Here is a 25,353-nt window from a genome sequence, read left to right as displayed (position 1 = left end):
AACTCCGGGCGGGCGGTCGGTACGGGGAGGGTGCGCTCGACGATCAGCTGGCCGTGTCGCTCGTGCGCCGGCGGCGGCTGAACAGGTAAAGGCCCAAGCCGCTGGCGAGCAGAGCGGTCGCGCCGGCGATCAGCCACGGTGTGGTGTCCGCGCCGGTGTGGGCGAGGGAGCCGGACGGCGGTGCCGGGGGCGTGCTCGGCGGGGCCGGGGGCGTCGTGGGCTGGGCCGGCGGCGGGGTCGGCGGGGCCGGGGGCGGGGTGCTCGGGGTCGGCGGCGGGGTGGTCGGGACGGGCTGGTCGGCGAGGGTGACCGTAACGTCGGCGCCGGGCTTCGCGGTGAACGCGACGGGCGTGGTGTCGAGCTGGTAGCCGTCGGGGGCCTTGGTCTCAGCGGCCCAGTAGCGGGTGCCGGCCTTGAGGGTGACGTCGAGGTCGGTCTCGGCGGTACCGTTCGTGCCGGTGGTCAGCGTGGTGACGACCTTGCCGGGGATGTGCTTACCGGTCTTGTCTTTCTCGTCGGCCCGGATGGCGATGACCGCGCCCGCGAGCGCCCGGCCGGTGTTCTTGTCGATCTTCTTCACCGACAGATCGGCCTCCTTGAACGGATCGGTGAGGTCGATCGGGTTGGCCTGGGCGGTGCGTCCGGCGGTGATGGTGATGGTCTGCTCGGGCACGAGGTCGTGGATAGGGCTGCCGGAGGAGGTCTCGCGCAGGCGGTAGGTGCCGGCCCGGAGCTGGTCGAAGGCGAGGACGCCCTGTGCGTCGGTCTTGCCCTCGGCGACCTTCTTCCGGTCCTTGTCCAGGAGCTCGAAGGCGGCGCCGGCCAGGCGGCTGCCCTCGGGGTCCTTCTTCCGGATGGTTACGCCGCCGGTCGCCTCGTCCACGGTGACGGTGGCAGAGTCCTCCGCGCTCGTGGTGCCGCCGACGAGGAGCATGCGCTGAGCGGCGGGGTTCTTCGGAGTGAGGACCTGCAGGTCGGTGGCGGGCAGGCCGTCGGTCTTCGCGGTGACTCTGGCGGTGCCCGCGGTCTTCGCGGTGAACTCCCACTGGGCGGTGCCGCTCGCGCTCGTGGTGACCTTCCCTGTGGCGGTGCCGGAGCCGGACTCGGCCAGCGCGACGGTCACCTTGGGCACGGGGGCGCCCGCGCTCGTGGTGATCTTTACGGCGATGGTGACCTTCGTCCCGGCGGTGGTGGTCTTCACCGAGGGGGTGATCGTGAGGGTGTAGGGGCCGGCGAGCCGCTTGGCCTCGGTGATGTAGCCCTGGGCGAGGGTGCGGGCGGTCGGGGATACGACGGGGTAGGCGAGGCGCTGCTTGCCGCGGGTGCCGTCGAGGGCGTACGTGCCGCCGGCCAGGTACTCGTACACGACCGCATCGACGGCTGCCGCCTGCGCGTTGTCGCGGGTCTGCCCGTACCGCCCGATCACGTACGCCGCCTGGGCGAGACGCTCCTTCGGCACGGTCTTGCCGGTCACCGACGACGTCCAGGCGGTCACCGGCCGCGGGGCGCCGTAGCCGTCGGCGTCGGCCGGGCCCTTGCGCTCAGGGTCGGCGCAGTAGGTCTCGGCATCTCCGTGGACGGCCGGGCCGGGCGGGCCATAGGCGCCGATGTGCGAGGCGTCGGCGTTGCCTTCGGAGTCGGGGATCGTGTAGCCGGGGCCCAGGGAGATGGGAGCGGGGGCTGCCTGGGCGGGACTCCAGGCCAGGGTGCCGGCCACGCCGGCGGCGGTGGCCACGGCCAGGGTTCGGAGGGCACCGCGAACGGTACGGGCATGCACGAGAAAGACTCCTTGGTGCGAGTGAGAGGGAGGATTCAGAGAGATCGGCCGAGGCCGACGCCCTTGGGAGGCGGGGCGACGGGCAGAGGGCCCGTCGTCTGATTGGCTGGCGCTGGTGCGGCAACGTAGAGGTGACGGCGGGTGTGGAAGGGGACGTCCTGGGCGGTGCGGTGGACCGGCTCGGTGGAGATCAGCGAGGCGGTGAAGGCCGCGACGAGCGTGGTGGGCGTACCGAATGAGAAGCGCGCCTGCCAGTGAGGTTCGCTCGGGTATCCGCCCCAGGCCCGCCAGGTCGGACCGTCAGATCCCGTGGTGGCGTAGCGGTGCAGTACGCCCCCGAGCCCGTCCGATGCCAGGAAGGTCTGGGTGCCGTCCGTCTTGACGCTGTGGCTCCAGCCGCGGGCGAACAGCGGCGCGTACGCCTCGTACGGCGCAGCCTCGTCCTCGTACAGCCAGTCGCGGTCGCTGTGCCGGTCTTCCAGGTAGAGGTCGAGCAGTTCGGTGTGGAGATCGTGCAGCAGCTCGACCGGTGTGGTGGCGTCGAGGGTGATCTGCCAGGCCACCGGGCCGAACGGGACACGGTTGGCGGCGATGGTCCACGTTCCCTTGCAGGGCTTGTCGGGTTCGAGGGCGAGGCGCGTCCACAGCCGCAGGCAGGGGCTGGTGGCGAAGGCTGTTCCCTCTTCGGGCTGGTGCAGTGACCAGTCCTTGTCGAAGGGGAAGGGCCAGGCGGTACGGGGACTGGCTGGGCCGGGTCCTGCCAGGTGGCGCGGAAGGACCTTCACACTCTGGGCGGGGTCGAGATTCTGGAACGGGTCGGACGACACGAAGTGGCTCCTGGAGAGGCCGAGCGCCCTCGGCACGGGGATGGAGAGAGTCGGCTCACCGGGCACGGCCACCGCTGCGGGCGACTGCCGGGGCGGGGGTCCTGTGAGCGGTACGGCCCCGGGTGCGCGGCGGCGCGGACTCGTCCCACACACCGGGGAACCAGACGGCGGCGTAATGCTCGATGGCGTCACGCAACCCGGTGGTGACGGCGCCCTCCCACGGCGGCTTTCCAGGCCGGCGGTACGTGGCGAACGTGCCGTAGTGCTTGCTGTTCACCAAGGTGTTGCGAGCCTCGTCGCGGCGGTGAAAGGTGCCGTGGTCCACGAAGTCGAGCGCCACCGCGTCGATCTCGCCTCGGTCCGGGTGGACGACCGCCAGGCGCAGGCCACCGTACATGTCGGCGTGGATGGTGCGGCTGAAGTCGATCCGCAGCCGCAGCGGTGCGCCGGCGACGGGGGTGGCGTAGTACGTGTTGCCCACGACGGTGCTGTCGGGGAAGGGAAGGCACAGTTCGGCGAAGAACTCGGGGGCATGCAGGGACACGAGGCGTCTCCGGTCGAGGTCGAGCTGGTGTCAGCGGCGCGGACCGGGCAGGGCCGGGCGGCTGGTGGTGCTCCAGCGCGGGACGCTAGCGGCGGGGAGCGTGGCCGGGCGGCGGGATGAGACGGCCCGCTTCACGTCGAGCGGGGTCGGAGGCGGCGAGCTTGGCGAGAGGATGGGGGTGAGCTGGGCCATGCCCTCGACATAGCTGTGGGTGTCCTGACGCCAGCGCAGCAGCGGGGTCAGGTCAGAGACGCACTCGGTGACGGCCTTGAGCAGGGCGACGGGGGTGTCGGTGCTGGCGGTGGCGTACCAGAGGGGCCGGTCGAGGGAGGTGCCTGCCCAGATCTCCCAGCGGGCAGCGCGCGTGGCCAGCTCGCTCTCCGGGGCGAGGTGACCGGTGGTGAAGTGGAGTGCGGCGAGCCCGTCGGGGGCCTTGACCGCGAATGTGTCGGGCTCGGGGCGGTCGAGCTGCCAGCCGCGGTTGACGAGCACGGCGACGGCGTGGAACGGGTTGTGCTCCGCGCTGTCGGCCACGGGGCGTGTGAGGTAGGCGTCGGGGCCCTGTTCGTATGCTTCGGCGAGGGCGGTGGTGAAGGCGGTCACGAACTCGGTCGGGGTGGAGTCGTTGAAGCACACGCCCCACGCGGGCGGGCCGAACGGGTCCTTGTAGGCGTTGATCCGCCACAGGCCGTCGTCCTCGCCTTCGGGGAGGAAGCCGAGGCGGATCTTGCGGTCCGGGGAATTGACGTAGACGTTGCCTAGGTCGTCGTGCTCCAGGTCCCAGCCGAGGGCGAGAAGCGGGGCGAGTGCGGGGTCGCCGATCGCGAGGGAGCCGGCGAGATGGCGCGGGGAGACGTAGACGTCGCCGTCGATGTCGGAGCGCGGGTCGGGCGCGGGGCTCATCGGACCGCCTGGGTGGTGACGGTGATCTCGTGGGCGGCGGTGTCGAGGCGCTCGTTGACCTCGGTGGTGTCGCGGCCGGTGACGATGTAGAACCCGGCTCGGGCGGTGAACAGGTCTCCGTGGGGCGGCAGGAGGATCGGCTCGCCGAGCTGGCGGGTCCACTGCACCTGGCGGAGCCAGGGGGTGTGGGCGGCGAATTCCTGGTTGATGTGGCGCTGGGTGAGGGTGCCGGAGGCGGCCGGGTAGAGCATGCGGATGCCTGCGGTCTCGTGCCGGGTCGGGGTGAGGTCGGGGGTACGGCCGCAGGCGAGGTCGGCTGCGGCCTTGGGCAGGTCGATGCCGGTGGCGAGGCGCACGAGGTGGCCGATCATGTCGCCGCCGATGCGTGCGTTGACCTCGATCAGGCGGGGGCGGCCGTCGACCAGGCGCATCTCGACGTGCTGGACGCCGTCGGTGATGCCCAGGGCCTTGATCGCGGCGGCGGCGACCGGCGCGACCTGGACGAGGAGCGGGTCGTCGGGGTCGACGGTGTGGCCGGTCTCCTCGAAGTACGGGGCCGGGCCGAGGCTCTTGCGGGTGACGGCGACGGCGGTGGTCTCGCCGTGGTGGGTGACGCACTCGACCGAGATCTCCGGGCCGTCGAGGTACTCCTCGACCAGGACCGCGGTGTCCTCGTGGCTCTGGCCGGCACCGGCCGAGGCGAAGTCGAAGGCGTCGGGCAGCTGCTCGGGCCGGTCGATGCGGATCACGCCGATGCTTCCGGCGAACGCGGCGGGCTTGAGTACGGCGGGGTAGCCGATGGTCATCGTCGCCAGCCCCGCCTCCACCAGGGACCGTGCCTTCATCGAGGCGGCCGAGGGAACGCCGTGGCGGGCGAACAGGGTGCGGGCGGTGGCCTTGTTGCGGCAGGCCCGCATCACCTCGACGGAGTTCGTCGGCAGTTCGAGCGCGCGGGCGAGGCGGGCGGTGGGTACGAGGTGCCACTCCGTCCAGGTGACCACGCCGGCGAGTTCGTGGCGCTCGGCCAGGGCACGGCCGGCGGCGAGCAGGTCGGTGGTGTTGTCGAGGTCGGCGACGGCGTGGTCGACGATGTACGGCCTCTCCCACGACGGCTCGGTACCGGTCAGCAGGACAACGTCGTAGGCGGCGGCGACCTGTTCCAGACAGTAGCCGCGATACGTCTCATCGCCTGGCGAGACGACGAGGAGGCGGGGGCGAGCGGACAAGAAGGGTTCTCCGTATCGGTGGAGGGCAGGACGGGGGAACTCAGGCGGCGCGGCGGCGGCGCAGCTCGAACGCGCTGGCCCAGCGGGGGTGGTCGTCGACCAGGCGACGGGCGTAGAGGGCGGTGAAGTTGTTGTTCAGTCCGGCGACGCCGTGCGGGAGCTGGCGGCGCAGGTCCTCGAAGAGGTCCTTCACGCCGACGCGGGTGGCGCCGGCTGCGAGGCGGCGCGCGGCCAGGCGTTCCAGGGCGCGGTACACGTGCGGGTTGTGTGCGTCGAAGGCGTGGAACTGCTCGGTGATGGTGCGACCGTGCGCAGGGTTCGGGCCGAGAGCGACAGCGGGCATGGGGGTCTCCACAGGCTGGGGAAAGCGTGGCGCGGTCAGGAGTGCAGGGCGGGATCGGTGCGCAGGCGGGCGAAGGCGCAGAACAGCCCGAGTGCCTGCAGGGCGGCGCAGGCGGTGATGACGTGGCCGAGTGCCTCGGGCGGGGTGAGCGCGGTGAGCACGCCGGCGACGGGGAAGGGCAGCAGGAGGATGAGGATGGTCACCGACAGGGTGCTGCCGAACTTCTCCGGCGGAATAAGGCGGGAGCGCAGGGTGCGCAGGACCACCGTCATGCCGCCTTCGCCCGCCATGAGGAGGGCGACGAGGATCAGGTAGGAGCGGTAGTCGGGGGCCTGGGCGGCGGCGAGACAGGCGAGCGAGGCGAGGGCGGCGCAGGCGGCGCCGACCGGCCACAGACCCAGGCGGTCGATCGCGAACCGGCAGATGGTAACGGCCAGAAGCGTCGCTCCGGCGGCGGCGGACCAGACCAGGCCGACGGCGGTGGTCGACTGCCCGAAGTGCTGGACGACGATCACGGGGCCGGCCGCTTGAAGGAGGCCCGTGGCCAGGTTGGACAAGGTCAGCCCAGTCACGAGCCAGCCAAGCGCGGGCAGGGAGCGGATGGTGCGCCATCCGGTGAGCAGGCCGGCGCCGGACTGCCCCTTGGGCGCACGGGCCGGGGCGACGGGCGAAGGGGGTGTGCGCAGGGCGAGCAGCGCGGCGAGCAGCGAGAGCGCGGTGATCACGGCGAGCATCTGCGGCGGGCCGGTGAGCAGGAGCAGTCCGGCGAGCGCGGGGCCGGCCAGGGTCGCGGTCTGGTCGATCCCGAGCAAAACGGCCTGGAGCCGGTGGGCGCGTGCACCGGCTCGGCGGCCGGCCGCAGCCCCCGCGGTCTCGGCCGCGATGTAACTGAACTCCGTGAGCACGCCAGTGGCCGCCGCGAGCGCCATCACGGTCACGCTCGCCACGATGCCGGACGGATGAAGGTAGAGAAGGACCGCGCCGGCGGCGAGAGCCAGCGCCCGCCCCAGCGAGGCGAGGTGGAAGACGACGGAAGCTCCGCGCCGGTCGACGACCGACCCGGCCCACCCGAACGCCGCCAGCCTCGGTATCCACTCCAGCGCGAACGCGGCGCCGGTCAGCGTGGCGGAGCGTGTGGTGGCCAGGACCAGGAGCGGGATGCCGTAGGTGGACATCGCGAACGCCAGGGCGTCCGCCGTACGCGGCAGGTAGATACCGCCCATCAGCCCGGCGGTATGGCGCGCGTGCCGGGGCATGACCGCTGCGCTCACGCGACCGGCTCAGGCTCGGGCAGCGCGGTGACCTGCGGATTACTGGTCAGCCACTGGATCAGCAGGGCGCGGAGAACATCGAGGTCCCTCTCGCGCCCCGAGCCGGACAAGGAGCCGGTACTCGGGGAAGGGAAGCCCGCGGCCTGCTCGGTCGCGAGCGAGGCCGCAAGGAGATCGAAGGTGTGCCGGACGCGGCTGCCGAAATCACTGACCGGCTCCGGACAGTTGTAGCAGCGGGCCCATCGGGCGGTCGCGTCGTAGAGGTCGGCCAGGGCCGAACCGGTCTCGGTGAGTTCCAAGCCGACGCCGGGTACGGACCGGACGAGACCATGGCCGCGGCCCGTCTCGACAGCACAGCGCAGGTGGTGCGGGGACAGATCGTGGAGGATGCCAGCCAGCCGTCGCGGCGGTATCGCCCCGTTGTCGTCGATCTCGGTGATGAGCCGGACCAGCGGCGGCGAGGCCAGCAGCACGATGGCCTTATCCAGTTCGGCGGAGGTGAACAGGGTGGTCATCGGCGCGGACCTCCCGCCGCGACGGCCGCCACCGGGCGGGCGGGCGCGGCGTGGGAGAAGAGGTCGCGGTTGCGCCACGTCGGCCGGGACTGGTTGCTGACCCAACCCTTCGGCGCGGGCCTGACCTGGGGATGCCCCCAGACCGGGTGCTGGCCGGCCTTGCTGAGGGGCTGACCGGCGGACCACGCGGACAGGGATCCGAGAACGGGCCCCAGTCCGTCGCCCGCCGCGGACAGCCGGTAGGGCCGGCCGATCCCGTCTGTGTCGACCAGGCCGTCGGCCACCAGCTGGCGCAGCGGAGGGTAGACGTTGGTCCAGTCGCTGCTAGGCATGACCATTTTGGCCAGCGCCCGGCCGCTGGCTTCACCGCGCTGCTTGAGCACCCACAGCAGGGCGGCGGCGTGCCGCCGGGTGAGCAAGATGAGGCTGTCCTCGACCTGCTCGATCGCGGGCAGCGAGCGGTCCGGCTTCTCCAGGTGCTCCTCGGCCCAGGCGACGATCACCGGCAGCACCGGCAGCAGGGCGGCACCACGGTCGGTATGGCCGTAGGTGACGTGCCGCGCGGTGTGTTCGGTGCGCTCGACGAGCCCGGCGTCGCACAGCGACTTGAGCTTGGGGTGGAGCTGGCCGTTCTGCAGCCAGGGCACCCGGGCCGCCAGCTCGCTGTAGCGCAACGGCGGACCGGAGAGCGCCAGCATGATCCTGACGTTCCAGCGCGGAGTGATCATGGCGAGGGCCTCGGTGACCCGGGCGATGTCCGCGTCGGTGTCGGGAGGCAGAGCGGTGATGGCCAAGGGAAGAACTCCTGGGAAGTGAAGAGGGATTCGCCCGCGGGTCAGCGGCTTCGGGGCACGCTTGGGGCCGGGCGGGGCGGAGCCGGTACGGGTGGCGCGGAGGCTGGCGGTGAGGGTGCCGGGGCCGAGGTACGGGTCAGGCTCTGCAGAACTGCGGAGGCCGACTTGGTCTGGGCGTCGCGGGTGGCGACGGCTTCGGCGAGCCGGCGGGCTCCGTCGAGGAGGTGGGAGACCTCCTGCCGGTCGATCTGCCGTTCCGGGTTCAGGAGCCGGGCGAGCTGATCACGGTGGAAGTCGATGCTGCGCTCGGCGCGGGCGAGGTCGGTGTGCATGCCGAGCAGGGCGGCGAGCATCCCGGGCGGCTGGCCTCGGGCACAGGCTTCGAGGTCGGCGAGCGGAGCGCCGTACAGGTCCTCGATCCGTCCGGCTATCTCAGTGGACGTGGGATGAGGCAAGCGGGGGCTTTCACGGTCGGCGGGCCCGGGCCGCCCCGGCAGGCGGAGGTGCTGGGGCAGCAGACGGGGCCAGGGTGGTAGTGGCCCTGAGCTGGGTCATGCGGACGGGCCGGGGACGCTGGTCGAGCGTGGGCATGGTGCGCAGCAGCTCGCCGAGCGCGGTGCGGTACCCGTCGCGGGCTTCGAGCGCCGCCTCCAGCCACTGCGCGTCGAACCGGAGCTGGTCCGCCGACAGTTCACCCATGTCGCGATCCGGCCGCATGTCCGCGTGGACGCGGTCACGGACGCGGGCGACCTGTTCCTCGGTCAGAGCGAGGAAGGAGCGCAGCTCCATGGCCCGGGCGAGCGCGGGAGAGGCATCGGGACCGCATGCCGCCTCGTGCAGCTCGGCGACGGGGGTGCCAAAGACCGCCTGCAGCTGGCCGTCCATGGTGCTGGTCTTGATTCGCACGCTCACCGGAGAGCCCTTCCCGCTCGGGCCACCGCCGGCGCGGGTACTCCCGCAGGCCGGCGAGCCGGGCTGGTCTGCACCGCCGGCCCTGTTCGGGAACGGAGGCGGGCGAGGCGTTCGGCGACGAGCCCCTTCTTCCCCGGAGTGTCCGGGCCGAGGAGCCACCGCACGACCAGGGCCCGGCCGTCACGGACGGTGACGGCCGCGTTCACGCGGTGGGCGCGGTCCATCGTCGGGTCGTCGACCTCACTGGGCTGGGTCGCCAGCGCGGCGAGGAGATCGTCCTCCGCACGATCGAGCACCGACTGGGCGTCGAGAAGCAGACCGTGCCACTTGACGATGTCGGTGACGTAGGGGTTCGCGGCCGGATCGTCGGTGACCACGGCCTTCAAGTGGTCTATGCCCATTCCGAGATGGGCTTCGATCCGGGCGGTGAGCACGCCCACGACGTCTTCACCGACGTCGGGTATGTCGTCAGACAAGGGAAGGGTTCCTTTCCGGAAGGGCAGTACCGGAGGGGAAGGTGGGGAGTTCCCTGGGCGTCCCGGTAGCTCAGCCGGTGGGACGGGAAGGGCGCGAGTGCGGCTCTCAGTCGAGGCACATGCGGACGTCGCGGTAGACGTACGTGCCGGAGACCCAGCCCTTGACGCCCGTGGTCCTGTCCGTGATGTAGAGCCAGTTGCCGCTCTTCTTGTGCACGGTGAACTTGTGGCTGCGGTAGAGCACGCCGAGGGCGGTGGACCTCGTGGTGGCCTTGGACCGGATGGTGACGGCCGCGGTGTGCACCTCGTACGGCAGCGGCGGCAGGTCGTGGCAGCTGCTCGCGAGGGACGCGGGCGCGGCGGCGGGTGCCGCACTGGCGGTGGCGGTGGACAGCACCGGCAGGGCGAGCGCGCCGAGCATCGCCGCGGAGAGTGCAATTCGGTTGGAGCGCATGCGGAAGAAACCTCCGTGAAGGTAGAGAGATCGCGTGGAATGGCGCCGCGGGGAGTTGTCCCGGCGGCTGTATAAGAGTCCGGAGAATCGCCGGTTTGGCTAACCGGCGATCGTCGGCTATGTTTCGCCGCTCTCGAAAGCCGTGGCGCTCAGTGAGAACGGCCGGACGGGCGGGCGGCAGGGCCCTTCGGCAAGTCGGCCGGGCGTGTGGTTGTAGCTGCCGGGCGGACCGGCGGGAGAGGGTCGGCTTCGCCGTCGAGCCGGTTGAAACACCAGCGCAGGGCCTCGGACTTGGTGTCGAAGCCACCCTCGCGCAGGGTGTGGGTCCATGCGTCGGTGTCGACGTCTTCGACCAGGACGCGGAACGGGCTGGGGGCCCGCTCGTCCAGGGCGCGCAGCGCGACGACGGTGAACATGTCGTCCGGGTCGTCGCGGGTGTAGGAGTAGCCCATGGCGTAGTGGTCGCCGTCGCCTGCGAGGCGGCGCTCCAGGGCGCGCGTCGCCTCGTCCGCCGCCGGTGGCCCCAGCTCGGGGTTGAGGCCGATGGCGTCGGGCGGGCAGCCGCGGTGGATGAGCCAAGACTGCGCCATCGCCGGCAGCGGCAGCTGTTCGCCCTCGAAGGTGAACGTCCTTTTTTCCCGGTCCCGTTGCAGGTGCAGGGCCATCAACTGCGAAGTACCGGGGATTCCCCAGGTGACGGAGCCGTCGAACAACACGTAGTAGCTGTGCACGCCGTCGGTGGAGTGGTGCTCGGCGAGCGGGGTGAGCATGTCCCGGCCGATGCCGACCTGGCGATCGAAGTCGAGGAGGACCTCTTCGTCGGCGTCGAAGTCGTCCGGGTCGAAATCAACGACGGGGATGGAATTCCGGGCGGGCGCCGGTTCGGTGGAGGACAACAAGAGCCTTTCGGTGGGATCAGCGCCGCCGAGCCGGGGTGGACGGCCAGGCCCCAGGCCGGGCCGGTGGCTTCGGCACCTGCGTGGTGGTGGGCGGCCGGCGGGCGGCGAACAGCGCGGCGCGGCCGGCGTCGGTCAGAGCGACCGGCTGGCCGGCGTGCAAGGGATGGCTCCTATCCCGGACGATCAGGCTGGCGTCCTCCAGCTTGCGCACCTCGGTGTAGGGGATGCGGGTGCCGGAGGCGACGGTCACGGACAGCCGGCCGGTCAGCAGGTGCTCGTAGAGCTTGGCTCCGCCGGCGATAGCGAGCAGTGCCGCCTGGTCGTCGGTCGTGAGCGCTCCTTCCCCGCGGACCGGTGCTGCTGTGGCGGTCTCGATGGGTTCCAGGGCCGCGAGCACCTTGCGGGCGGCGGCGTCACGTGCGTCGGCGGCCTGCTCCATCTGGTCCACGGTGCGGTCGACGCGCTCGAACCAGGCGGTGTCGACGGGGAACTCGCCGCTGGTCAGGCGGTTGAGGAGCGTGAGGTAGAAGGTGACGCTGGTCTGGGCCGTGGCCAGCTCGCGGTGCTGGTCGACCAGACGGGCGTGCGGTTCGTCGAGGACGCCGCGGTCGCGGTAGGCCCACAGCGTGTCGACGTCATGGCCGGTGGCGGCTTCGATGCGATGGTCGAGCGGGGAGACCGCACGCCGGGCTGCAGTCGGCGCGGGTTCAGGTGGCATAGGCGACGCTCCACGGGTTCATCGGGTGTGATGGTGCACGGGGTTCTGCGCAGGGCGGGGCAGGCCCGGCATGCCGGAGGTCGGCGGACCGGGACGGGGGACGGGAGCGCGGGTGGTCAGCTGCGGGGAGCGGGAGCGTGCCGCGTGGGTGCGGGCGCTCAGTGGCCGGCGGGTCATCCCCAGGCGGCGACCGACCTCGTCGTAGACGTCGTTGTCCGCGCGTGGCCGGACCGCGACGACGTGGATCTCCCGCTGGTGTGTGGACTCTGCGGGCGCGGGGCGGAGCCCGTAGACGACGCGCCAGTCCTTGCGGGCGTCCACGAACAGCTTGCGGTAGCCCTCCAGGTCTCCGGTGAGGCGCAGCCCGAAGCGCTGGGCGTTCACGACTTCCTGCAGGTAGGCGAGGGTGAGGTCGCGGATGTCGCCGGGTGCCTGGAGGAGGTCGGTCAGAGCGCGAGGGTCGAAGCTCAGGCCGAAGGCCGGCTGTCCCGCGTTCATGACGTCGACTCGTCCGGCTCCGCGGTACCGGCGGGCTGCACTGCGCTCGCCGTTTCCGTACGGGCGGACGGCGGCGGTCCGGGCAGCAGGCGGTGCGCGGGCCGGTCGGGAGAGGTCATGCAGGCCGACAGCGGGCCGCCTGGTGCGCGGATCGCCGCGATGGCGTGGGTGAGGAAGTCCCTGTGCCATACGAACATCCCGGCGAGGCCGGCGTCGGGTTCCTTGTGCTGCTGGTAGGCGAGCCACAGGGCGTGCAACCAGGCCACGACGTCGTCGTGCTCCTGCCACTGCAGGCACCAGGGGGCCGCGGTGGTGACCTCTGACCCGTAGACCGGGAGGAAGAAGTCGTCCACCCAGTCCGACAGGGCGTCCAGCTCGTCCTCGCGCTCCTCCCCCGCGAGTTCCAGGATCGGGCGGGGCTCCGGCGGGGCGGCGGGGGGCCGCCCGCCGAACCCGGGCATGCCGAACGCGGCGAACGGCGAGCGGTCCGGGGCCGGAGCGGAGGCGAGATGGTCGAGCTGCCGGGCCTGCTGTGCCGACTGTTCCATGAGCCGTCGGACGCTCGCCTCGATTCCCTCCAGCTGCGGGTCCGGAATGCGAACCGGCTCCAGCGTCCCGCCGTCCGCGGGTTCTGTGGATTCGGGCATGAAAAGTACGGCCTCCTACGAGACACGAATGGCGGCGCACAGACCGGTCGGCGGATGCCGAGCACGCTCCGGCGTGAAGCCGCAAGAGAAACTGGAAATGGTGCCGAGTGCCGCTGAAGGCAGCGCAGTTGATGCCCTAGACGGCGAGGACCACGTCGTCCTGTGTCAGGGCCTCGCGGACCGTCGCGGTGAGCCGGTCGGCCGCGATCGACGCATAGTGCGCGGTCTTCTCAACCCCGATGAAGTCGCGGCCTTCCAGCAGGGCGGCGACGCCGGTGGAGCCGGAGCCGGCACAGAAGTCGAGCACCGTGCCGCCCGACGGGGCGATCTTGACCAGCTCGCGCATCACGGAGACGGGCTTCTGGGTGATGTGCTGACGCTTCGCTCCCGAAGGCTGCGAGGCGCTGTACAGGCCCGGCAGGTAGACAGGGTTCCGAGAGCCGTCGATCGCCCCCTTCGACGCCCAGACGATGAACTCACAGTTCTGCGTAAACCGGCCCTTCTGCGGCCTGGCCTGCGGCTTGTGCCAGGCGAGCACCCCGCGCCACAGCCAGCCGGCCGCCTGAATCGCGTCCGTGGTGACCGGGAGTTGGCGCCAGTCGGTGAACAGCAGAGCGGTGCCGCCCTCCTTCGTCAGGCGGTGCGATTCGGTCATGATCTGCGTCAGCCAGAATCCGTACGACCGCTGGTCCATGTTCTCGCCGGTGAAGTCCGGCAGGGCGTGCTGGGCATCGGCGGAGGTGTACTTCGTCTTGGCGGAGCGGGTGGTGCGCTCCTTCGCGGTCCTCCCACCGCTGTTGTACGGCGGGTCGGTGATGACGGAGTCGACGCAGTCGTCCGGCAGACCGGCAAGAACGCTGAGGGCATCACCGTGGTGCAGGGAAAAAGGCAAAGAGGAACCCCAATTCGGGTGTGGAAGCACAGAGGGAACTGCCCGTCGCGCGAAAGGAGTCCTCGCGGGCCGAAGGTGGGCATACAGAAGCCCAGGGCCGCAGACCGAGGAGGGCGAGGGGAGTCCAAAAACTGTAGAGGCGAAAACGCCGACGACCAAGAAGTGCATGGCCGAGGTGCCGGATTCCGGCACCCCCGTGCCGCTTTTTGGTCAGCCGCCAATTCGCGCCTACTGTTTTTGAACCGCCCGGCGCACACCGCCGCTGGCTCCTCCCCTGCCCTTCCTCACGGAGGTTCCCCCTGCCCCGGCACACCTAGCTCACGGCCCGGCCGCATGGAGCGAGCGGCAACTCGCCCGCGCCGGCCCGTACCGATCGCCCACCCCGGCCGCCGCGCCCTTCCGACACGCCTCGCGCACGCGGCACGCCGGACACCGCACCCCGAAGGACACGTCCATGACGTCTCGCTACCCACCCCTGCCCGAAACCGCTGACCTGCGAGCCATCCGAACCGGTTGAAGGCGCTCGCCGCCGGTATCGGCGCCGTCTTCCTCTCCCCGCTCCTGATCGCCGGCACCGGCATGACGCTGGCCGCCTCCGCCGAAGCCGTGCAGACCACCGGCTCCGTCAGCAACTGCCTGACGGACATCGACGCCGGCAAGGTCGCCGACCAGGTCACCAAGATTCTCGACGGGGCGTCCGGCGAGGAGGTCCGCGTCGAGGGCCTGGACCTGCCGACCGAGCAGATCCCCCACGCCCAGACGATCGTGGCCACCGGCATCAGCCTCGACGTCCCGAAGAAGGGGCAGATCATCGCGCTCGCCACGGCGATGCAGGAGAGCCGGCTGCGCAACCTCAACTACGGCGACAGGGACAGCCTCGGCCTGTTCCAGCAGCGGCCCTCCCAGGGCTGGGGCACCGCCCAGCAGATCCGTGACCCGGTCTACGCGAGTGAGCGCTTCTACAAGGCTCTTCTCGCCGTGGACGGCTGGCAGCAGATGACCGTCACCCAGGCCGCCCAAGCCGTCCAGAAGTCCGGCTTCCCGGACGCGTACGCGCAGTGGGAGCCGTTGGCGACCGCCCTGCAGAAGGCCATCGCCGCCACCTTCCCCGGTAACTCCGACAGCTCCGGGAAGGACACCGGCGCCGCCGCCCCTTCGGGCTGTAGCACGCAGGACGGGTCCCAGTACGGGCCGATCCCCGAGGGTGCCGTCCCGACGGGCTACTCGATCCCGAAGGACGCCGACCCGCGCGCCCGAACGGCGATCGACTGGGCGATCCACCAGCTCGGCACGATGTACCAGTGGGGCGGCTCGTGCACGGCCCCGCACGGCCCTGACCCGATGGGCCGCTGCGACTGCAGCTCGCTGATGCAGCAGGCGTACGCCAAGGCCGGCATCCAGCTCACTCGCACCACGTACACGCAGGTCAACGAGGGCAAGGCCGTTTCCGTCAAGGCGCTCAAGCCTGGCGACCTGATCTTCAGTCGCGGTACCGCGGCCCGTCCGGAACATGTCGGCATGTACATGGGCGAGGGGCTTGTGATCGAGGCCCCGCGCACCGGCAGGCCCGTCCGGATCACGCCGCTCAAGGACTGGGACGTCCTCGCCGCCCGCCGCGTCCTCTGACGCCGGCCCCTTCTCGCGCCGCTCGCGCGCTCCTCCTCCCCTTCTTCTTCACCTCCGCCCGGGCCCGCTCGGCCTGCGCACGCAAGGAGCCCTGCTACAGCCATGCCTCTCCCTCTCGCAGACCACGTCCTCCAGCTCGCCTTCGACCCTGGGATCTCGCCCAAGGGCGGCGGCCTGCCCGGCCTCGCCGTGCTGAAGAACGTCGTCAACTCGATCAACATGTTCGGGATCATCGCCGTCGTCGGCGCTCTCGCCGTCTCGCTCGGCGTGTGGGCCTGGGGCCACCACACCGGTGGCCACCAGGCCGAGGCCAACGGCAAGAAGGGCGCCGTCGTTGCGGCCGGCGCCGCCCTCGGCCTCGGCGCCGCCAACGGCATCGTGAGCTTCTTCTCGGCCCTCGGGTCGCAGGTCCAGTGATGCAGAAACGATCCCCCTCCCTTTCGCTGTCCTCGTACGGCGCCGGCTGGTCCGCCAACCGGCGCATCGCGATCGTCGCCGCCATCGTCGCCGTCCTGCTGGCTGTCGCCACGGTCGTCGCCTGGCTGTCCGGCGGCAACAACGGCCAGCAGGCCCCGGACACCGCCGCTCCGGCCCCGGCGCCGAGCACGTCCTCCTCCGAGGCCGCCCCGAAGCCCGCGGCCGGATCCGGGTCCGTTCCCCATCCTCCGCGGATCGCCGAGCCGGTCGCCTACGCCAAGGCCGCGGCCCAGATGCTGTGGTCCTACGACACCCGGACCACCAGCCGCGACCAGCAACTCGCCGGGATGCGGGCGTGGATGACCAGCGAGACCAAGTACGCCGACTGGGCCTCCGTCGTCGGGCAGGTGCCCGATCCGGTGCTGTGGTCGCGGATGGCCGACCAGGACCAGCACGCCACCGGCACGGCCCTCGAAGGCCACTACCCCGGCGCGTTCAAGCAGGCCCTGACCGAGGACCCCTCCGCGATCACGAAGGCGTACATCTACGTCGTCACCGTCAACGGCAAGCAGCAGATCGCCTGGAAGAAGGGCGGCGTCGGCGCCGAGGCCCGCGCCGTGACCCTCGCCGTGCAGTGCCGCCCCAGCCACGACTGCTCTCTTGCCGCCATCGCTCCGAGCGTCACGCAGTGACCTGCGCCTGAGACAAGAAAGGAGGAGTAACTCCTCGTGGGTTTCTGTGACTTCCCCCTGGCAGACAAGCTGTGCGCCGTCGGCGACGCGGTGGACTTCGCCTCCAACCCCGGCAAGGCGATCGGCGACTGGATGGCGAAGTCGGCAGGCGAGCTGGCCGCCGCTGCCGCCGACCTGGCCGCCGAGGCCGTCGACACCACCACCAAGGTGGACCTGAACGCCGGATGGTTCCGCGACAACTACGAGACGCTGCTGCCGCTGGGCCTGGTCCTGCTGGTCGCGACGTTCTGCGCACAGCTGGTCCGGGCCGCCGTCCGCCGCGACGGACAAGCCCTCACCCAGGCATTCACCGGCACCATGGGCGGCGTCCTGTTCGCCTTCTGCGCCATCGCCTTCACCACAGTCGCCGTCGAAGTCGTCGACGCGATCTCCGACGGCCTGTTCAAGACCGCGCAGCTGGACATCGCCTCAGCCGTGCGCCGCATCGTGAAGGTCAACCAGATCGGCGCCCTCGCCGGACTGGGCTGGCTCGTACCGGTCGTCGCCGGCCTCGGTGCCGCGATCGGCGCGATCCTCTACTGGTGCGTCATGATGGTCAGAAAAGTGGGCATCCTGGTCATGGTCACCCTGGCGATCTTCGCATCCGCCGGAGGCGGCTGGGAGGTCGCTCGGCGCTGGCGTCGGGGCTGGATCGAGGCCACCGCCACCCTCGTGGTCAGCAAGCTGCTGATGACCGTGATCTTCGTGCTCGGCATCGCCGCCATGGGCCGGACGGAGGCCAAGGACGGTGTGGCCGCCCTCGCCGACGTCATGGCCGGCATCGTCATCATGGTTCTCGTGCTGCTTTGCCCGTACGCCGTTTTCAAGTTCGTGCACTGGGCGGCCGAGGGCACCGACGGCGAGTCCATCCACCGGGCCGGCGGCGCCGGAGCCCAGATCGCCAAGACCCATGCCGAGAAGGCCGCCCGGAAGGCCGCCGCAGCGGCGGCCACCGCCGGAACCGGTGGTGCGGCAGCCGGAGTGAGCGCCGCCCCGCAGGGCCCGTCCGCGGCTGGTGGCGGTGGCTTCCCCGGCGACATCGCCTCCCACCCGACCGGCGCAGGTGGAGAAGGCAAGGAGGGCTCGTCGAGCGGCGGAACGGGCGCCTCGCCCGGTGGTGATGCCATCAAGTCCGGTCTGGAGAAGGCCGTCCAGCCCGCACCGACGAGCGTGTCCGCCGACACCAGCGGCCAGGTGGGCGGCAGCCCGGGGCAGGGCGGTTCCGGAACGAACCCCGCGTCCGGCCAGGGCGGCGGATGGCAGTCCACTCCGCCGACCACGACCCCACCGCCGCAGGGCGCATCCCCGTCCTTCGGCTCACAGAACGCCACGTCCGGCGGACCGGCCTCACCGCCGCCGCCTCCGGCCGGCCTCTGATCCCCTGCCCGACTACTGGGGGCGGGACGTGCACGCCACCTCCCGCCCCCGGGTTCCACCCGCGTCCCCAGGACCCGTCCCTTGACTGATCTCTCCGTCGCCCCGGTCACGGTGAAGTTCCCGCACCGGTCCCGCCGCGGCATCCTCCTCGGCCTCTCCCTGCCCCAACTGGTCCTCCTCTCCGCCACCCTGGCCCTGCTGCTGATGACGGTGATCTCCACCGGGCTGCTCGGCGCCGTCACCCTGGCTCCCCTGTGGGCGGCTTCCGGTGCGCTCGTCGCGATCCGCCGGCACGGCCGCTCCCTCATCGACTGGATGCCGATCGTCGCTCGCCACGCGCACCGCCGCCGCACCGGCCAGACTCTCTGGCTCGCCCGACCCGTCACCCGCCCCCGGCAGGACGGCGTCCTGCACCTGCCCGGCAGCGCCGCCTCCCTCAAGGTGGTCACCCCCGGCGACTCCGCCAACGGCGCCGCGGCCGTGCACGACCCCCACCAGCAGACGTTGACCGCCATCGCCCGCGTCAGCAGCCGGGCCTTCGCCCTCCTCGACCCCACCACCCAGAATCACAACGTGACCAGCTGGGGACGCGCACTGGCGAGCATCGCCCGCAGCGGGCACATCGCCACCGTGCAGGTCCTGGAACGCACCGTCCCCGACAGCGGCGACACCCTCACCCGCCACTGGACCCAGCACGGGCAGCCCCAGGCCCCGGTCGCAGGCCAGATCTACTCCGAGCTGGTCGCCTCGGCCGGCCCCGCCGCAGCCCCGCACGAGACCTACCTCGCCATCTCCCTCGACCTCAAGGCCGCCAAGCGGCTCATCGCTCAGGCAGGCGGAGGCTTGCCCGGAGCGTTCACCGTCATGGAGCAGACCACCGCCTCCATCGCCCAGGCCGCCCGCACCGCCGGCCTCCAGGTCACCGGATGGCTCAGCTCGCGGGAGATCGCCGCCGTCATCCGCACCGCCTACGACCCGAAGGCCCTCGGCGCACTCCAGCAGTGGTCCGAGACGGGCCGCGCCGAGGCCGACCCGGCCGCCGCCGGGCCCGTCGTCCAGGTCGAGGAGTACGACCGCATCGCCACCGACAGCGCACGGCATGCGACGTACTGGGTGGAGAACTGGCCGCGCACCGAGATCGGGGCCGGATTCCTGCACGGGCTGATGTTCACGGCCGGCGTGCGGCGCAGCCTCTCCCTTATATACGTGCCGCAGGGGCTCGAGTCCGCGCTGCGGGACGTCCAGCGGAAGAAGGCCGCGATCATCGCCGACGCCAACGAACGAGCCCGCCGGGGACAGGTCGACAGCGAGGAAGACTCCGTCGAGTACGCCGACGTCAAAACCCGCGAACGCCAGCTCATCGCCGGTCACGCCGACGTGGCCCTCACGGGTCTGATCACCGTCACAGCCGAGACCGACGCCCTCCTGGACGCCGCCTGCGCGCAGATCGAAACCCACGCCGTCACCTCGGGCGTCGACCTGCGCCGACTCAATTACCAGCAGCCGGACGCCTTCGCCCTCAGCGCGCTCCCGCTCGCCCGGACCGCCCTGTGACCCAGGCCCGCCCCGGTCCTGCTGGCCCCCTCCGATCGTCTGCGGCGGAACCCCCGTCGCCACCCCTGCCTTCCGGCAGGAAGGACCACCACCTTTGATCTCCCCCGCCCACCCGGCCGACGCCCACCCCTATCTCCGCGCCGCGAACGCCGGAGTACGCCACCACACCCGCGCGCTGGCACCGTCGGACACTAGCCCGCCCCCGCCGGCGGACCGCCTGCACCTCGACGTGCTTCACGCCCACCTCACCACGGTGCACCAGCTCCTCGACCGCCTCGCCGACACCACCCGGCCACCGCACCCGGCAGCCGGCCGTCATCTGGCCGCCGCTCACACTCACCTGTGGCAGGCCGCCAGCGAAGTCCACGCCGCCTTCCACCTGCTGCCCAGCAGCACGACGGCGGGCACCGAGTCGAGCACGTGCCGTCCGGAGCGGCTGCCCGAGGGACCGCCCGTGCTGACCATCTGCCAGCGCCACCTCGCCGCCGGCCACGTCGTCCGGCGCAAGACCACCCCCACCGACCTCCGCGCGCACACCACGGCCTGCGCGCGATGAGTACGACCCGCAGAAACGAGGGCCTCCGATGAGTCACCGGCCCGCCCGCCGCGCCCGCCGCGCCTCCGCGTCTCCTCTGTTCACCCCCCACGGAACCGACCGGGCCAGCCGAAAGGCCGCTCGCCGGCAGCTCGCCGAAGCCGCCGCCAAGGCCCGCGCGGAAGCCAGCGCCCACCAGGCCGAGACCACATCGGCCGACCACGAGACACCGGCCCCGCTCTACCCTCCGGGCGGACGCCCCGGCCCCGCCTCCGCCCGCCACAACCGGCTCAGACTCCCCGCCCACCGCATGACCACCGCTGTGGCCGCCGGCGCGTATCCGTTCCTCGCCGAAGGCGGGCTCGGCGCGCAAGGCATCTACATCGGGCGCGACGTCCACGCCGAGGCGTCGTTCGTCTTCGACCCGTTCTCGCTGTACGGCAAGGTCGAGGGCTTCACCAACCCGAACCTCCTCCTGGCCGGCGTCATCGGCCAGGGCAAGAGCGCGCTGGCCAAGTCCTTCGCGCTGCGTTCAATCGCCTTCGGATACCGCGTCTACGTCCCGTGTGACCCGAAGGGCGAGTGGACACCGGTGGCAGAGGCCCTCGGCGGACGGTCCGTGGCCCTCGGACCCGGACTACCCGGCCGGCTGAACCCGCTCGACGCGGCCCCGCGCCCCGCCAGCGTCTCGGAGGCCGACTGGGTCGGCGAGATCCGCAAACGACGCCTGCTCCTGCTCGGCTCCCTGGCCCGGACCGTCCTGGGCCGGGACCTGATGCCCATGGAGCACACCGCCCTGGACATCGCCCTGGACGCAGTCGTCAGCCACGCTGCCGCCACCGGCCGCACCCCGCTCCTCGGTGACGTCGCCGCCACCCTCAACGACCCCCGAGCGCTCGACGAGGCAGCCGGGATCGTGTCCGGGCAGCTCGGCGACGCCGCCCGCGACCTAGCCCACGCGATGCGGCGCCTGGTCCACGGTGACCTCGCCGGCATGTTCGACGCCCCTTCCACCGTCGCCTTCGACCCGAACGCGCCGATGCTCACCATCGACCTCTCCCGGCTCGGCGGCTCCGGAGACGACACGGCCCTCGTCCTGGCGATGACCTGTGCCTCCGCCTGGATGGAGTCCGCCCTGTCCGATCCGTCCGGCGGCCGGCGCTGGATCGTGTACGACGAGGCATGGCGCCTGATGCGGCACGTCGGCCTGCTGCAGCGGATGCAGGCCCAGTGGAAACTCTCCCGCGGCCTCGGTATCGCCAACCTCCTGGTGATCCACCGCCTGTCCGACCTGCTCACCGCCGGCGACGCCGGATCACAGGGCCGCGCTCTCGCCGAGGGCCTCCTCGCCGACTGCTCCACCCGCATCATCTACCGCCAGGAGAACGATCAGCTCCAGGCCGCGGCCTCCCTGCTCGGCCTCACCTCGGTCGAGATGGACGCCATCGCGCACCTGAACCGCGGACGCGGCCTGTGGAAGGTCGCCGGACGATCATTCATCGTTCAACATCTTTTGCATTCGAGCGAGCTGGCGCTCTTCGACACCGACGCCCGAATGCACTGACTCCGCGCGTTCACGCCGGCCGACCAGCACTCACGCCCTTGGTCAGCTCATCCATCGTTCTCAGCCGCGCGGCTCAACGCCGCACGTCCAAAGACCTTTTCGGAGGCATCGCGTGCCCACTTCGGCCGTCCCCTCTGCCTCGGCCTCGCCCTGCTCCAGGCGCCAGACCGCCTCATGGGAGCACATCAAAATCGCCGGGCTCATCGCGCTCGGGTTGCTGGCCGCCTTCGACTTCCTTCCCAGGTTCAATGACCCCGTACTTCCCCCGCTTGTCTCCCTGTTGTTCCTGGCGGCCGTCGACGGGCTGATCGCCCTGACCGTCGCCGCCATCATCGGCCTGCGCTCCATCCCGTTCGAAGGCGACGGCTTCTGGCCCCTGCTGGCCCCCATCATCGCCGTGCGCGCCGTCGCGGTCCTCGTCTCCGCGGGCCTCGGGGTCCCGCAAGGCCCCGCGGCCATGTGCCTGTCCGCCTGCGCGCCCCTCCTCCTCGTTGGTGCCGTAGCCCTGTACTTTCTCGTCACCAAGCACATCACAGAGTTCGCCGGCCGTGGGGAACGCGACTTCAACCAGAACCGAACCCAGTGCGGTGACCGCCGGTGATACCTGGCTCCGAACCGCACACCGGCGGTGCGACACCCGACGCTCTCCACCGCTGGGCCCGCCGGGACGCCGAACCCTTCCTGGCCGCGCACCCGCTCCCGGACGAGCCGTTGCCGCTGCCAGACCTGAATCCGTACCTCACGGTACTGGCCGAGGCGGAGACACCCGCCGAGGTCAGCGCCGTCACCCAGCAGCTGTTCGGAGCCACGGCTCCCCTGCTCGATCACATCGCCGGCCACTTCGTGGCCTTAGCCCTCTGGGCCGGCCACGGGCACCGTCATACGCCTGAGGCTGCAAACCTCCTGCGTGACGCCGGGCGCAGTATCCGGTCCGCTCTGATGCAGGTCGCCTGGGCGGACTGGGAGAACCTGCGAGCCCACTACGCCCCGCCCGCCGTGGGCCCGGGCGAGGAACAGGCCGACCGGACGGCCGCCTCCCGCCCATCTCCCCCGGGCCCTTCCGCCCCGTCCGGCCCCCCGCGTTCCCGTCGCTAGAAACGCCCCCTCCCCTCGTCCTCCAGGGAGCACATGCTCACCTCACGCACGGATCTCTCCGCTTTCGCCGCCGCCCTGGCCGACCGACTGCCCGGCCGATGGGCCAGCGAGTACGAAGAACACGGCTCCTACGGCGAGCAGTTCGTCGCAGCCGAGGATCTCTGGGACGCCGGCCACGTCGACTACATCGTCAGCCAGTACGTCCTCAGCCGCCACGCAGTCCTTTCCCACCGGGACGGACGACAGCTCTACATCACCGACCGGCCCTTGTACCGGCACCAGTTCGTCGTGGCACCGCTCGAACCCGTCGGCCTCCGTATCAAGCCGCATCACTTCGCCGGCGTCGAGGAGCCGAACGGCATCGCCGTCCCCAACGAGCCCGCCCGCGCAGCCGCCCAGGTCGTCCTTCGCCTGCTGCCCCGCTACCAGCACGCCCTGGACACCGTGCTGCGCAACGCAGCCGTCCAGCCCGACCCCCCGCACCGCCCCGGACCACCGCAGGTGGCCGACGTCGTCACTCTGACCTGGTACGAGGACGGCGCACTCGGCGCTCCGTACAAGAGCGTCCCCGAAGACGCCCGTACGGCCTTCTACACCCACGGGTTCCACTACTACCCGCACCAGGCCGCGTTCCTGCTGCCCTCCCCGTACGGCCACGACGGCCTCGCTCTACCCCTGCGATCCCTGGTCCACCACCTCGCCCAGAAGGGCATCGGCGTGAACCTCCGCCACACCGCCCCACCGGCCACGCCCGCACGCCTGCCCGTTCCTGCGCCGACCAGCGCCGCTGCCACCGCGCCCCACCGGTAGACCGGCGGCAGGCAGGTAGCCCCGAAACTCGCCCACCAGAAACTCGTCCCTCCCCGCTCACCGGAGTCTGCCCTGCCCACCCCCCTGATCACTGTCGTCATCGCCACCCGCCTGCGTGAAGACCGCCTGGACTACCTGACCGCCATGCACACCAGCCTCACCCGGCAGTCCGTGCCCTGGGAGGCAGTGATCGCCCTCGACGGCGCCGACCCGAAACGGCTACCCGGCCCTCTCGCGGCCGACCCGCGTATCCGCACACTCGCCCTGCCCCGCCCGGTCGGCGCCGCCTGCGCCCGCAACCTCGCGCTCACCCACGTCCGCACCAAGTACGTGAACTGGGCGGACGATGACGACGAGTTCACTGACGACGCCATGGCCGCACGGCTGTCCACCCTGGAATCGACCGGGGTCGGCTGGTGCGCCGGGTGGAGCGTGGACCTTCACCCCGACGGCTCGACACGCCTTTGGCGCTGCCCGACGCCGCCCGGCCGGCACGAAGCCGGCGACGTCATGAACTACTGGGCACGGCCACAGGACACCATCCCGATCGGGCCGACCACGATCCTCGCCCGCACCGACCTCGTGCGCGCGGCCCCGATGGGCGGCCTCGTCCAGGGCGAGGACTACATGGCGGCCGTCGGCGTCACCACCCTCGCCCCGGGGATCCTGCTGCGCCTGCCGGTGTACCGGTACCGCAGCACCCGGGGCAGATGACGCAGCAGACGTCGTACGACCAGTTGGAGGCGGCGGCGCGCGAGCACGCGCACAGCTACGGCCTCAGCCTGCGCACCGCCCTGTACTCACGTCGTAAGACCGCCGCCCGTGGCTGACGCGCACATCGTCCTCACCTACGGCCGGGATGCCGGCATCGTCGCCATCGCCGGCGGCGAGCGGTACCGGTGGGCCCACACCGCACTGGAAGAGTCCGGCTTCCACCGGGACGAGGCCGGCATCTACCGCCTGCCGGGCGACGACGAAGCTGCCGCCCGCGCCACGGTAGCCGGTCTCATCCGCTGTGCCGAACGGCACCGCACCAGCGTGTCCACCAGCAGCCGGCCCTACATCGGCGACGCCGCTCGCGACATCGCCCGCCTCCTGCCCGGGCGATGGGACGCGGCGGTCGAGATCTACTCCCACCCCGTATGGCAGGAGGACCTAGCGGCGTGGCTGTGGGACAGCGGCGAACTCACCCGCGCCGTGCAGAGCACCCGCATCCTGTACGCCGCCACCCTCACCGAATCCGTGTCGGGGACGACCCTGCTGCTCGCCGAACGCCCCGGCCATCAACACGACTACCTGCTCGGCGCCTTCCCGCCTAAGCCATTCGGCGAGGGGCACGGCGACCGGCACGCCCCAGCGAGCATCATCCTGCCGCCCTTTCCCGGCCGCGCGGCGAAGGCGATCACGGAGCGGTTCCTCCCCGCCTACGACCGGGCCGTCCACGACCGCCGGACCGCGACCGTCACCGAGGCGCTCGACCGCATCCACACCGAGCACGACGCCTGGACGACCATGGTCATCTCCGGCAGGTACAGCGACGCCTCCCCGCTCGGAGCTGACGCACTCGATGACGCCATCGAAACGTTCCTGGACAAAGCCTGGCCTGAATTCCTCAGCGTCATGCAGCACGCGCCCGCGCTGCTCGACAAATGTCGGCCCGCCGCCACCGCCCAGCCCGACGACATGCATGCTCTCGCGCGGCTGGCCGACTCCCTTGCTCACGCCGAGACCCTGGACGGCGGCACCCGGCTCAACCCGCGAGAGCGCCGCAGCCGGACATGGACGGCCATCAGCACGTGGCTGACGTACAGGGAACCGTTCCTGCGCCAGGTACGGACCGCGGCCTCGCACAGGCCCTCCGCCCCGGCTGTCTCTGCGCCGTCGCGTGCTCTTCCGCCGGGCCGCCCCGCTCCCCGCCGCCGACCTGCGGCATCACCACCGTAAGGAG

28 protein-coding genes and 1 pseudogene are annotated in these 25,353 nt (G+C 71.5%); 11 read left to right on the top strand and 18 right to left on the bottom strand.

Annotation, left to right across the window (positions count from 1 at the left end):
• Positions 1-43: 43 nt before the first annotated feature.
• The 18 genes from AB0Q96_RS11865 to AB0Q96_RS11780 form a co-directional block, all read right to left on the bottom strand.
• Positions 44-1,777, bottom strand: coding sequence for a SpaA isopeptide-forming pilin-related protein (locus AB0Q96_RS11865; RefSeq protein ID WP_365324222.1), 1,734 nt, complete (start codon positions 1,775-1,777; stop codon positions 44-46).
• 35 nt (positions 1,778-1,812) lie between these two features.
• Positions 1,813-2,604 carry a DUF317 domain-containing protein gene (locus tag AB0Q96_RS11860; protein ID WP_365324220.1) on the bottom strand — a complete coding sequence of 264 codons (792 nt, stop codon included), beginning with the start codon at positions 2,602-2,604 and terminating at the stop codon, positions 1,813-1,815.
• Between the two features lie 55 nt (positions 2,605-2,659).
• Complete coding sequence (locus AB0Q96_RS11855) at positions 2,660-3,148, bottom strand: hypothetical protein (RefSeq protein WP_365324218.1); 489 nt, start codon at positions 3,146-3,148, stop codon at positions 2,660-2,662.
• Positions 3,149-3,178: 30 nt separating this feature from the next.
• Complete coding sequence (locus AB0Q96_RS11850; protein ID WP_365324216.1) at positions 3,179-4,051, bottom strand: DUF317 domain-containing protein; 873 nt, start codon at positions 4,049-4,051, stop codon at positions 3,179-3,181.
• The gene (locus AB0Q96_RS11845) at positions 4,048-5,277 is read right to left on the bottom strand and encodes an ATP-grasp domain-containing protein (protein ID WP_365324215.1); all 1,230 of its coding nucleotides are present in this window, start codon (positions 5,275-5,277) and stop codon (positions 4,048-4,050) included. Before AB0Q96_RS11845 ends, AB0Q96_RS11850 begins: the two co-directional genes overlap by 4 nt.
• 40 nt (positions 5,278-5,317) lie before the next feature.
• A complete protein-coding gene (locus tag AB0Q96_RS11840; RefSeq protein WP_086832245.1) occupies positions 5,318-5,620 on the bottom strand; it encodes a hypothetical protein in 303 nt (100 codons plus the stop codon).
• A 35-nt stretch (positions 5,621-5,655) separates the two neighbouring features.
• Positions 5,656-6,891 (bottom strand): MFS transporter, encoded by a 1,236-nt coding sequence (locus AB0Q96_RS11835; RefSeq protein ID WP_365324213.1) that lies wholly within the window; start codon positions 6,889-6,891, stop codon positions 5,656-5,658.
• On the bottom strand, positions 6,888-7,406 hold the full coding sequence (locus tag AB0Q96_RS11830) for a regulator (protein ID WP_365324211.1): 519 nt from the start codon (positions 7,404-7,406) through the stop codon (positions 6,888-6,890). Before AB0Q96_RS11830 ends, AB0Q96_RS11835 begins: the two co-directional genes overlap by 4 nt.
• On the bottom strand, positions 7,403-8,200 hold the full coding sequence (locus AB0Q96_RS11825) for a helix-turn-helix domain-containing protein (protein ID WP_365324209.1): 798 nt from the start codon (positions 8,198-8,200) through the stop codon (positions 7,403-7,405). The genes AB0Q96_RS11830 and AB0Q96_RS11825 overlap by 4 nt, the downstream gene beginning before the upstream one ends.
• Positions 8,201-8,241: 41 nt before the next feature.
• Entirely contained in the window at positions 8,242-8,655 is a 414-nt protein-coding gene (locus AB0Q96_RS11820) for a hypothetical protein (RefSeq protein ID WP_365324208.1), read from the bottom strand.
• Between the two features lie 10 nt (positions 8,656-8,665).
• Entirely contained in the window at positions 8,666-9,085 is a 420-nt protein-coding gene (locus tag AB0Q96_RS11815) for a hypothetical protein (protein WP_365324725.1), read from the bottom strand.
• 23 nt (positions 9,086-9,108) lie between these two features.
• Positions 9,109-9,588 carry a hypothetical protein gene (locus tag AB0Q96_RS11810; protein ID WP_365324206.1) on the bottom strand — a complete coding sequence of 160 codons (480 nt, stop codon included), beginning with the start codon at positions 9,586-9,588 and terminating at the stop codon, positions 9,109-9,111.
• A 106-nt stretch (positions 9,589-9,694) separates the two neighbouring features.
• Complete coding sequence (locus AB0Q96_RS11805) at positions 9,695-10,009, bottom strand: SH3 domain-containing protein (RefSeq protein WP_365324723.1); 315 nt, start codon at positions 10,007-10,009, stop codon at positions 9,695-9,697.
• A gap of 182 nt (positions 10,010-10,191) precedes the next feature.
• Positions 10,192-10,941 (bottom strand): hypothetical protein, encoded by a 750-nt coding sequence (locus AB0Q96_RS11800; RefSeq protein WP_365324204.1) that lies wholly within the window; start codon positions 10,939-10,941, stop codon positions 10,192-10,194.
• Positions 10,942-10,957: 16 nt separating this feature from the next.
• The gene (locus AB0Q96_RS11795) at positions 10,958-11,659 is read right to left on the bottom strand and encodes a hypothetical protein (protein WP_365324202.1); all 702 of its coding nucleotides are present in this window, start codon (positions 11,657-11,659) and stop codon (positions 10,958-10,960) included.
• An 18-nt stretch (positions 11,660-11,677) separates the two neighbouring features.
• Positions 11,678-12,157, bottom strand: coding sequence for a hypothetical protein (locus tag AB0Q96_RS11790; RefSeq protein ID WP_086825740.1), 480 nt, complete (start codon positions 12,155-12,157; stop codon positions 11,678-11,680).
• The gene (locus tag AB0Q96_RS11785; RefSeq protein WP_256961890.1) at positions 12,154-12,705 is read right to left on the bottom strand and encodes a DUF4913 domain-containing protein; all 552 of its coding nucleotides are present in this window, start codon (positions 12,703-12,705) and stop codon (positions 12,154-12,156) included. Before AB0Q96_RS11785 ends, AB0Q96_RS11790 begins: the two co-directional genes overlap by 4 nt.
• Positions 12,706-12,940: 235 nt before the next feature.
• Complete coding sequence (locus AB0Q96_RS11780) at positions 12,941-13,696, bottom strand: site-specific DNA-methyltransferase (protein WP_365324200.1); 756 nt, start codon at positions 13,694-13,696, stop codon at positions 12,941-12,943.
• A gap of 513 nt (positions 13,697-14,209) precedes the next feature.
• On the opposite strand from AB0Q96_RS11780, the gene AB0Q96_RS11775 reads away from it, so the two are divergent.
• The 11 genes and pseudogenes from AB0Q96_RS11775 to AB0Q96_RS11725 all read left to right on the top strand — a co-directional run bounded on the left by AB0Q96_RS11775 (position 14,210) and on the right by AB0Q96_RS11725 (position 25,349).
• The gene (locus tag AB0Q96_RS11775) at positions 14,210-15,322 is read left to right on the top strand and encodes an NlpC/P60 family protein (RefSeq protein ID WP_365324198.1); all 1,113 of its coding nucleotides are present in this window, start codon (positions 14,210-14,212) and stop codon (positions 15,320-15,322) included.
• A gap of 102 nt (positions 15,323-15,424) precedes the next feature.
• Positions 15,425-15,739, top strand: a complete 315-nt coding sequence (locus tag AB0Q96_RS11770; RefSeq protein ID WP_184931823.1) for a DUF6112 family protein — start codon at positions 15,425-15,427, stop codon at positions 15,737-15,739.
• A complete protein-coding gene (locus tag AB0Q96_RS11765) occupies positions 15,739-16,431 on the top strand; it encodes a hypothetical protein (protein WP_365324196.1) in 693 nt (230 codons plus the stop codon). The genes AB0Q96_RS11770 and AB0Q96_RS11765 overlap by 1 nt, the downstream gene beginning before the upstream one ends.
• 36 nt (positions 16,432-16,467) lie before the next feature.
• Entirely contained in the window at positions 16,468-17,847 is a 1,380-nt protein-coding gene (locus AB0Q96_RS11760; RefSeq protein ID WP_365324194.1) for an ATP-binding protein, read from the top strand.
• Between the two features lie 81 nt (positions 17,848-17,928).
• Positions 17,929-19,401 (top strand): SCO6880 family protein, encoded by a 1,473-nt coding sequence (locus AB0Q96_RS11755; protein ID WP_365324192.1) that lies wholly within the window; start codon positions 17,929-17,931, stop codon positions 19,399-19,401.
• A 94-nt stretch (positions 19,402-19,495) separates the two neighbouring features.
• Positions 19,496-19,957, top strand: a complete 462-nt coding sequence (locus AB0Q96_RS11750) for a DUF6238 family protein (protein ID WP_365324190.1) — start codon at positions 19,496-19,498, stop codon at positions 19,955-19,957.
• A 28-nt stretch (positions 19,958-19,985) separates the two neighbouring features.
• Complete coding sequence (locus AB0Q96_RS11745; protein ID WP_365324188.1) at positions 19,986-21,500, top strand: ATP-binding protein; 1,515 nt, start codon at positions 19,986-19,988, stop codon at positions 21,498-21,500.
• Between the two features lie 112 nt (positions 21,501-21,612).
• Complete coding sequence (locus AB0Q96_RS11740) at positions 21,613-22,101, top strand: hypothetical protein (RefSeq protein ID WP_365324186.1); 489 nt, start codon at positions 21,613-21,615, stop codon at positions 22,099-22,101.
• Between the two features lie 527 nt (positions 22,102-22,628).
• Entirely contained in the window at positions 22,629-23,405 is a 777-nt protein-coding gene (locus tag AB0Q96_RS11735) for a hypothetical protein (RefSeq protein ID WP_365324185.1), read from the top strand.
• 144 nt (positions 23,406-23,549) lie between these two features.
• Positions 23,550-24,235 (top strand): annotated as a pseudogene (locus tag AB0Q96_RS11730) (glycosyltransferase).
• Complete coding sequence (locus tag AB0Q96_RS11725) at positions 24,228-25,349, top strand: hypothetical protein (protein ID WP_365324183.1); 1,122 nt, start codon at positions 24,228-24,230, stop codon at positions 25,347-25,349. The pseudogene AB0Q96_RS11730 and the gene AB0Q96_RS11725 overlap by 8 nt, the downstream one beginning before the upstream one ends.
• The last annotated feature ends 4 nt before the right edge of the window (positions 25,350-25,353 follow it).

The organism is Streptomyces sp. NPDC093111, from assembly GCF_040683955.1.
GTDB lineage: Bacteria > Actinomycetota > Actinomycetes > Streptomycetales > Streptomycetaceae > Streptomyces.
Note: the sequence above shows the minus strand (reverse complement) of the source record. Positions and strands in the feature narration are given on the sequence as shown.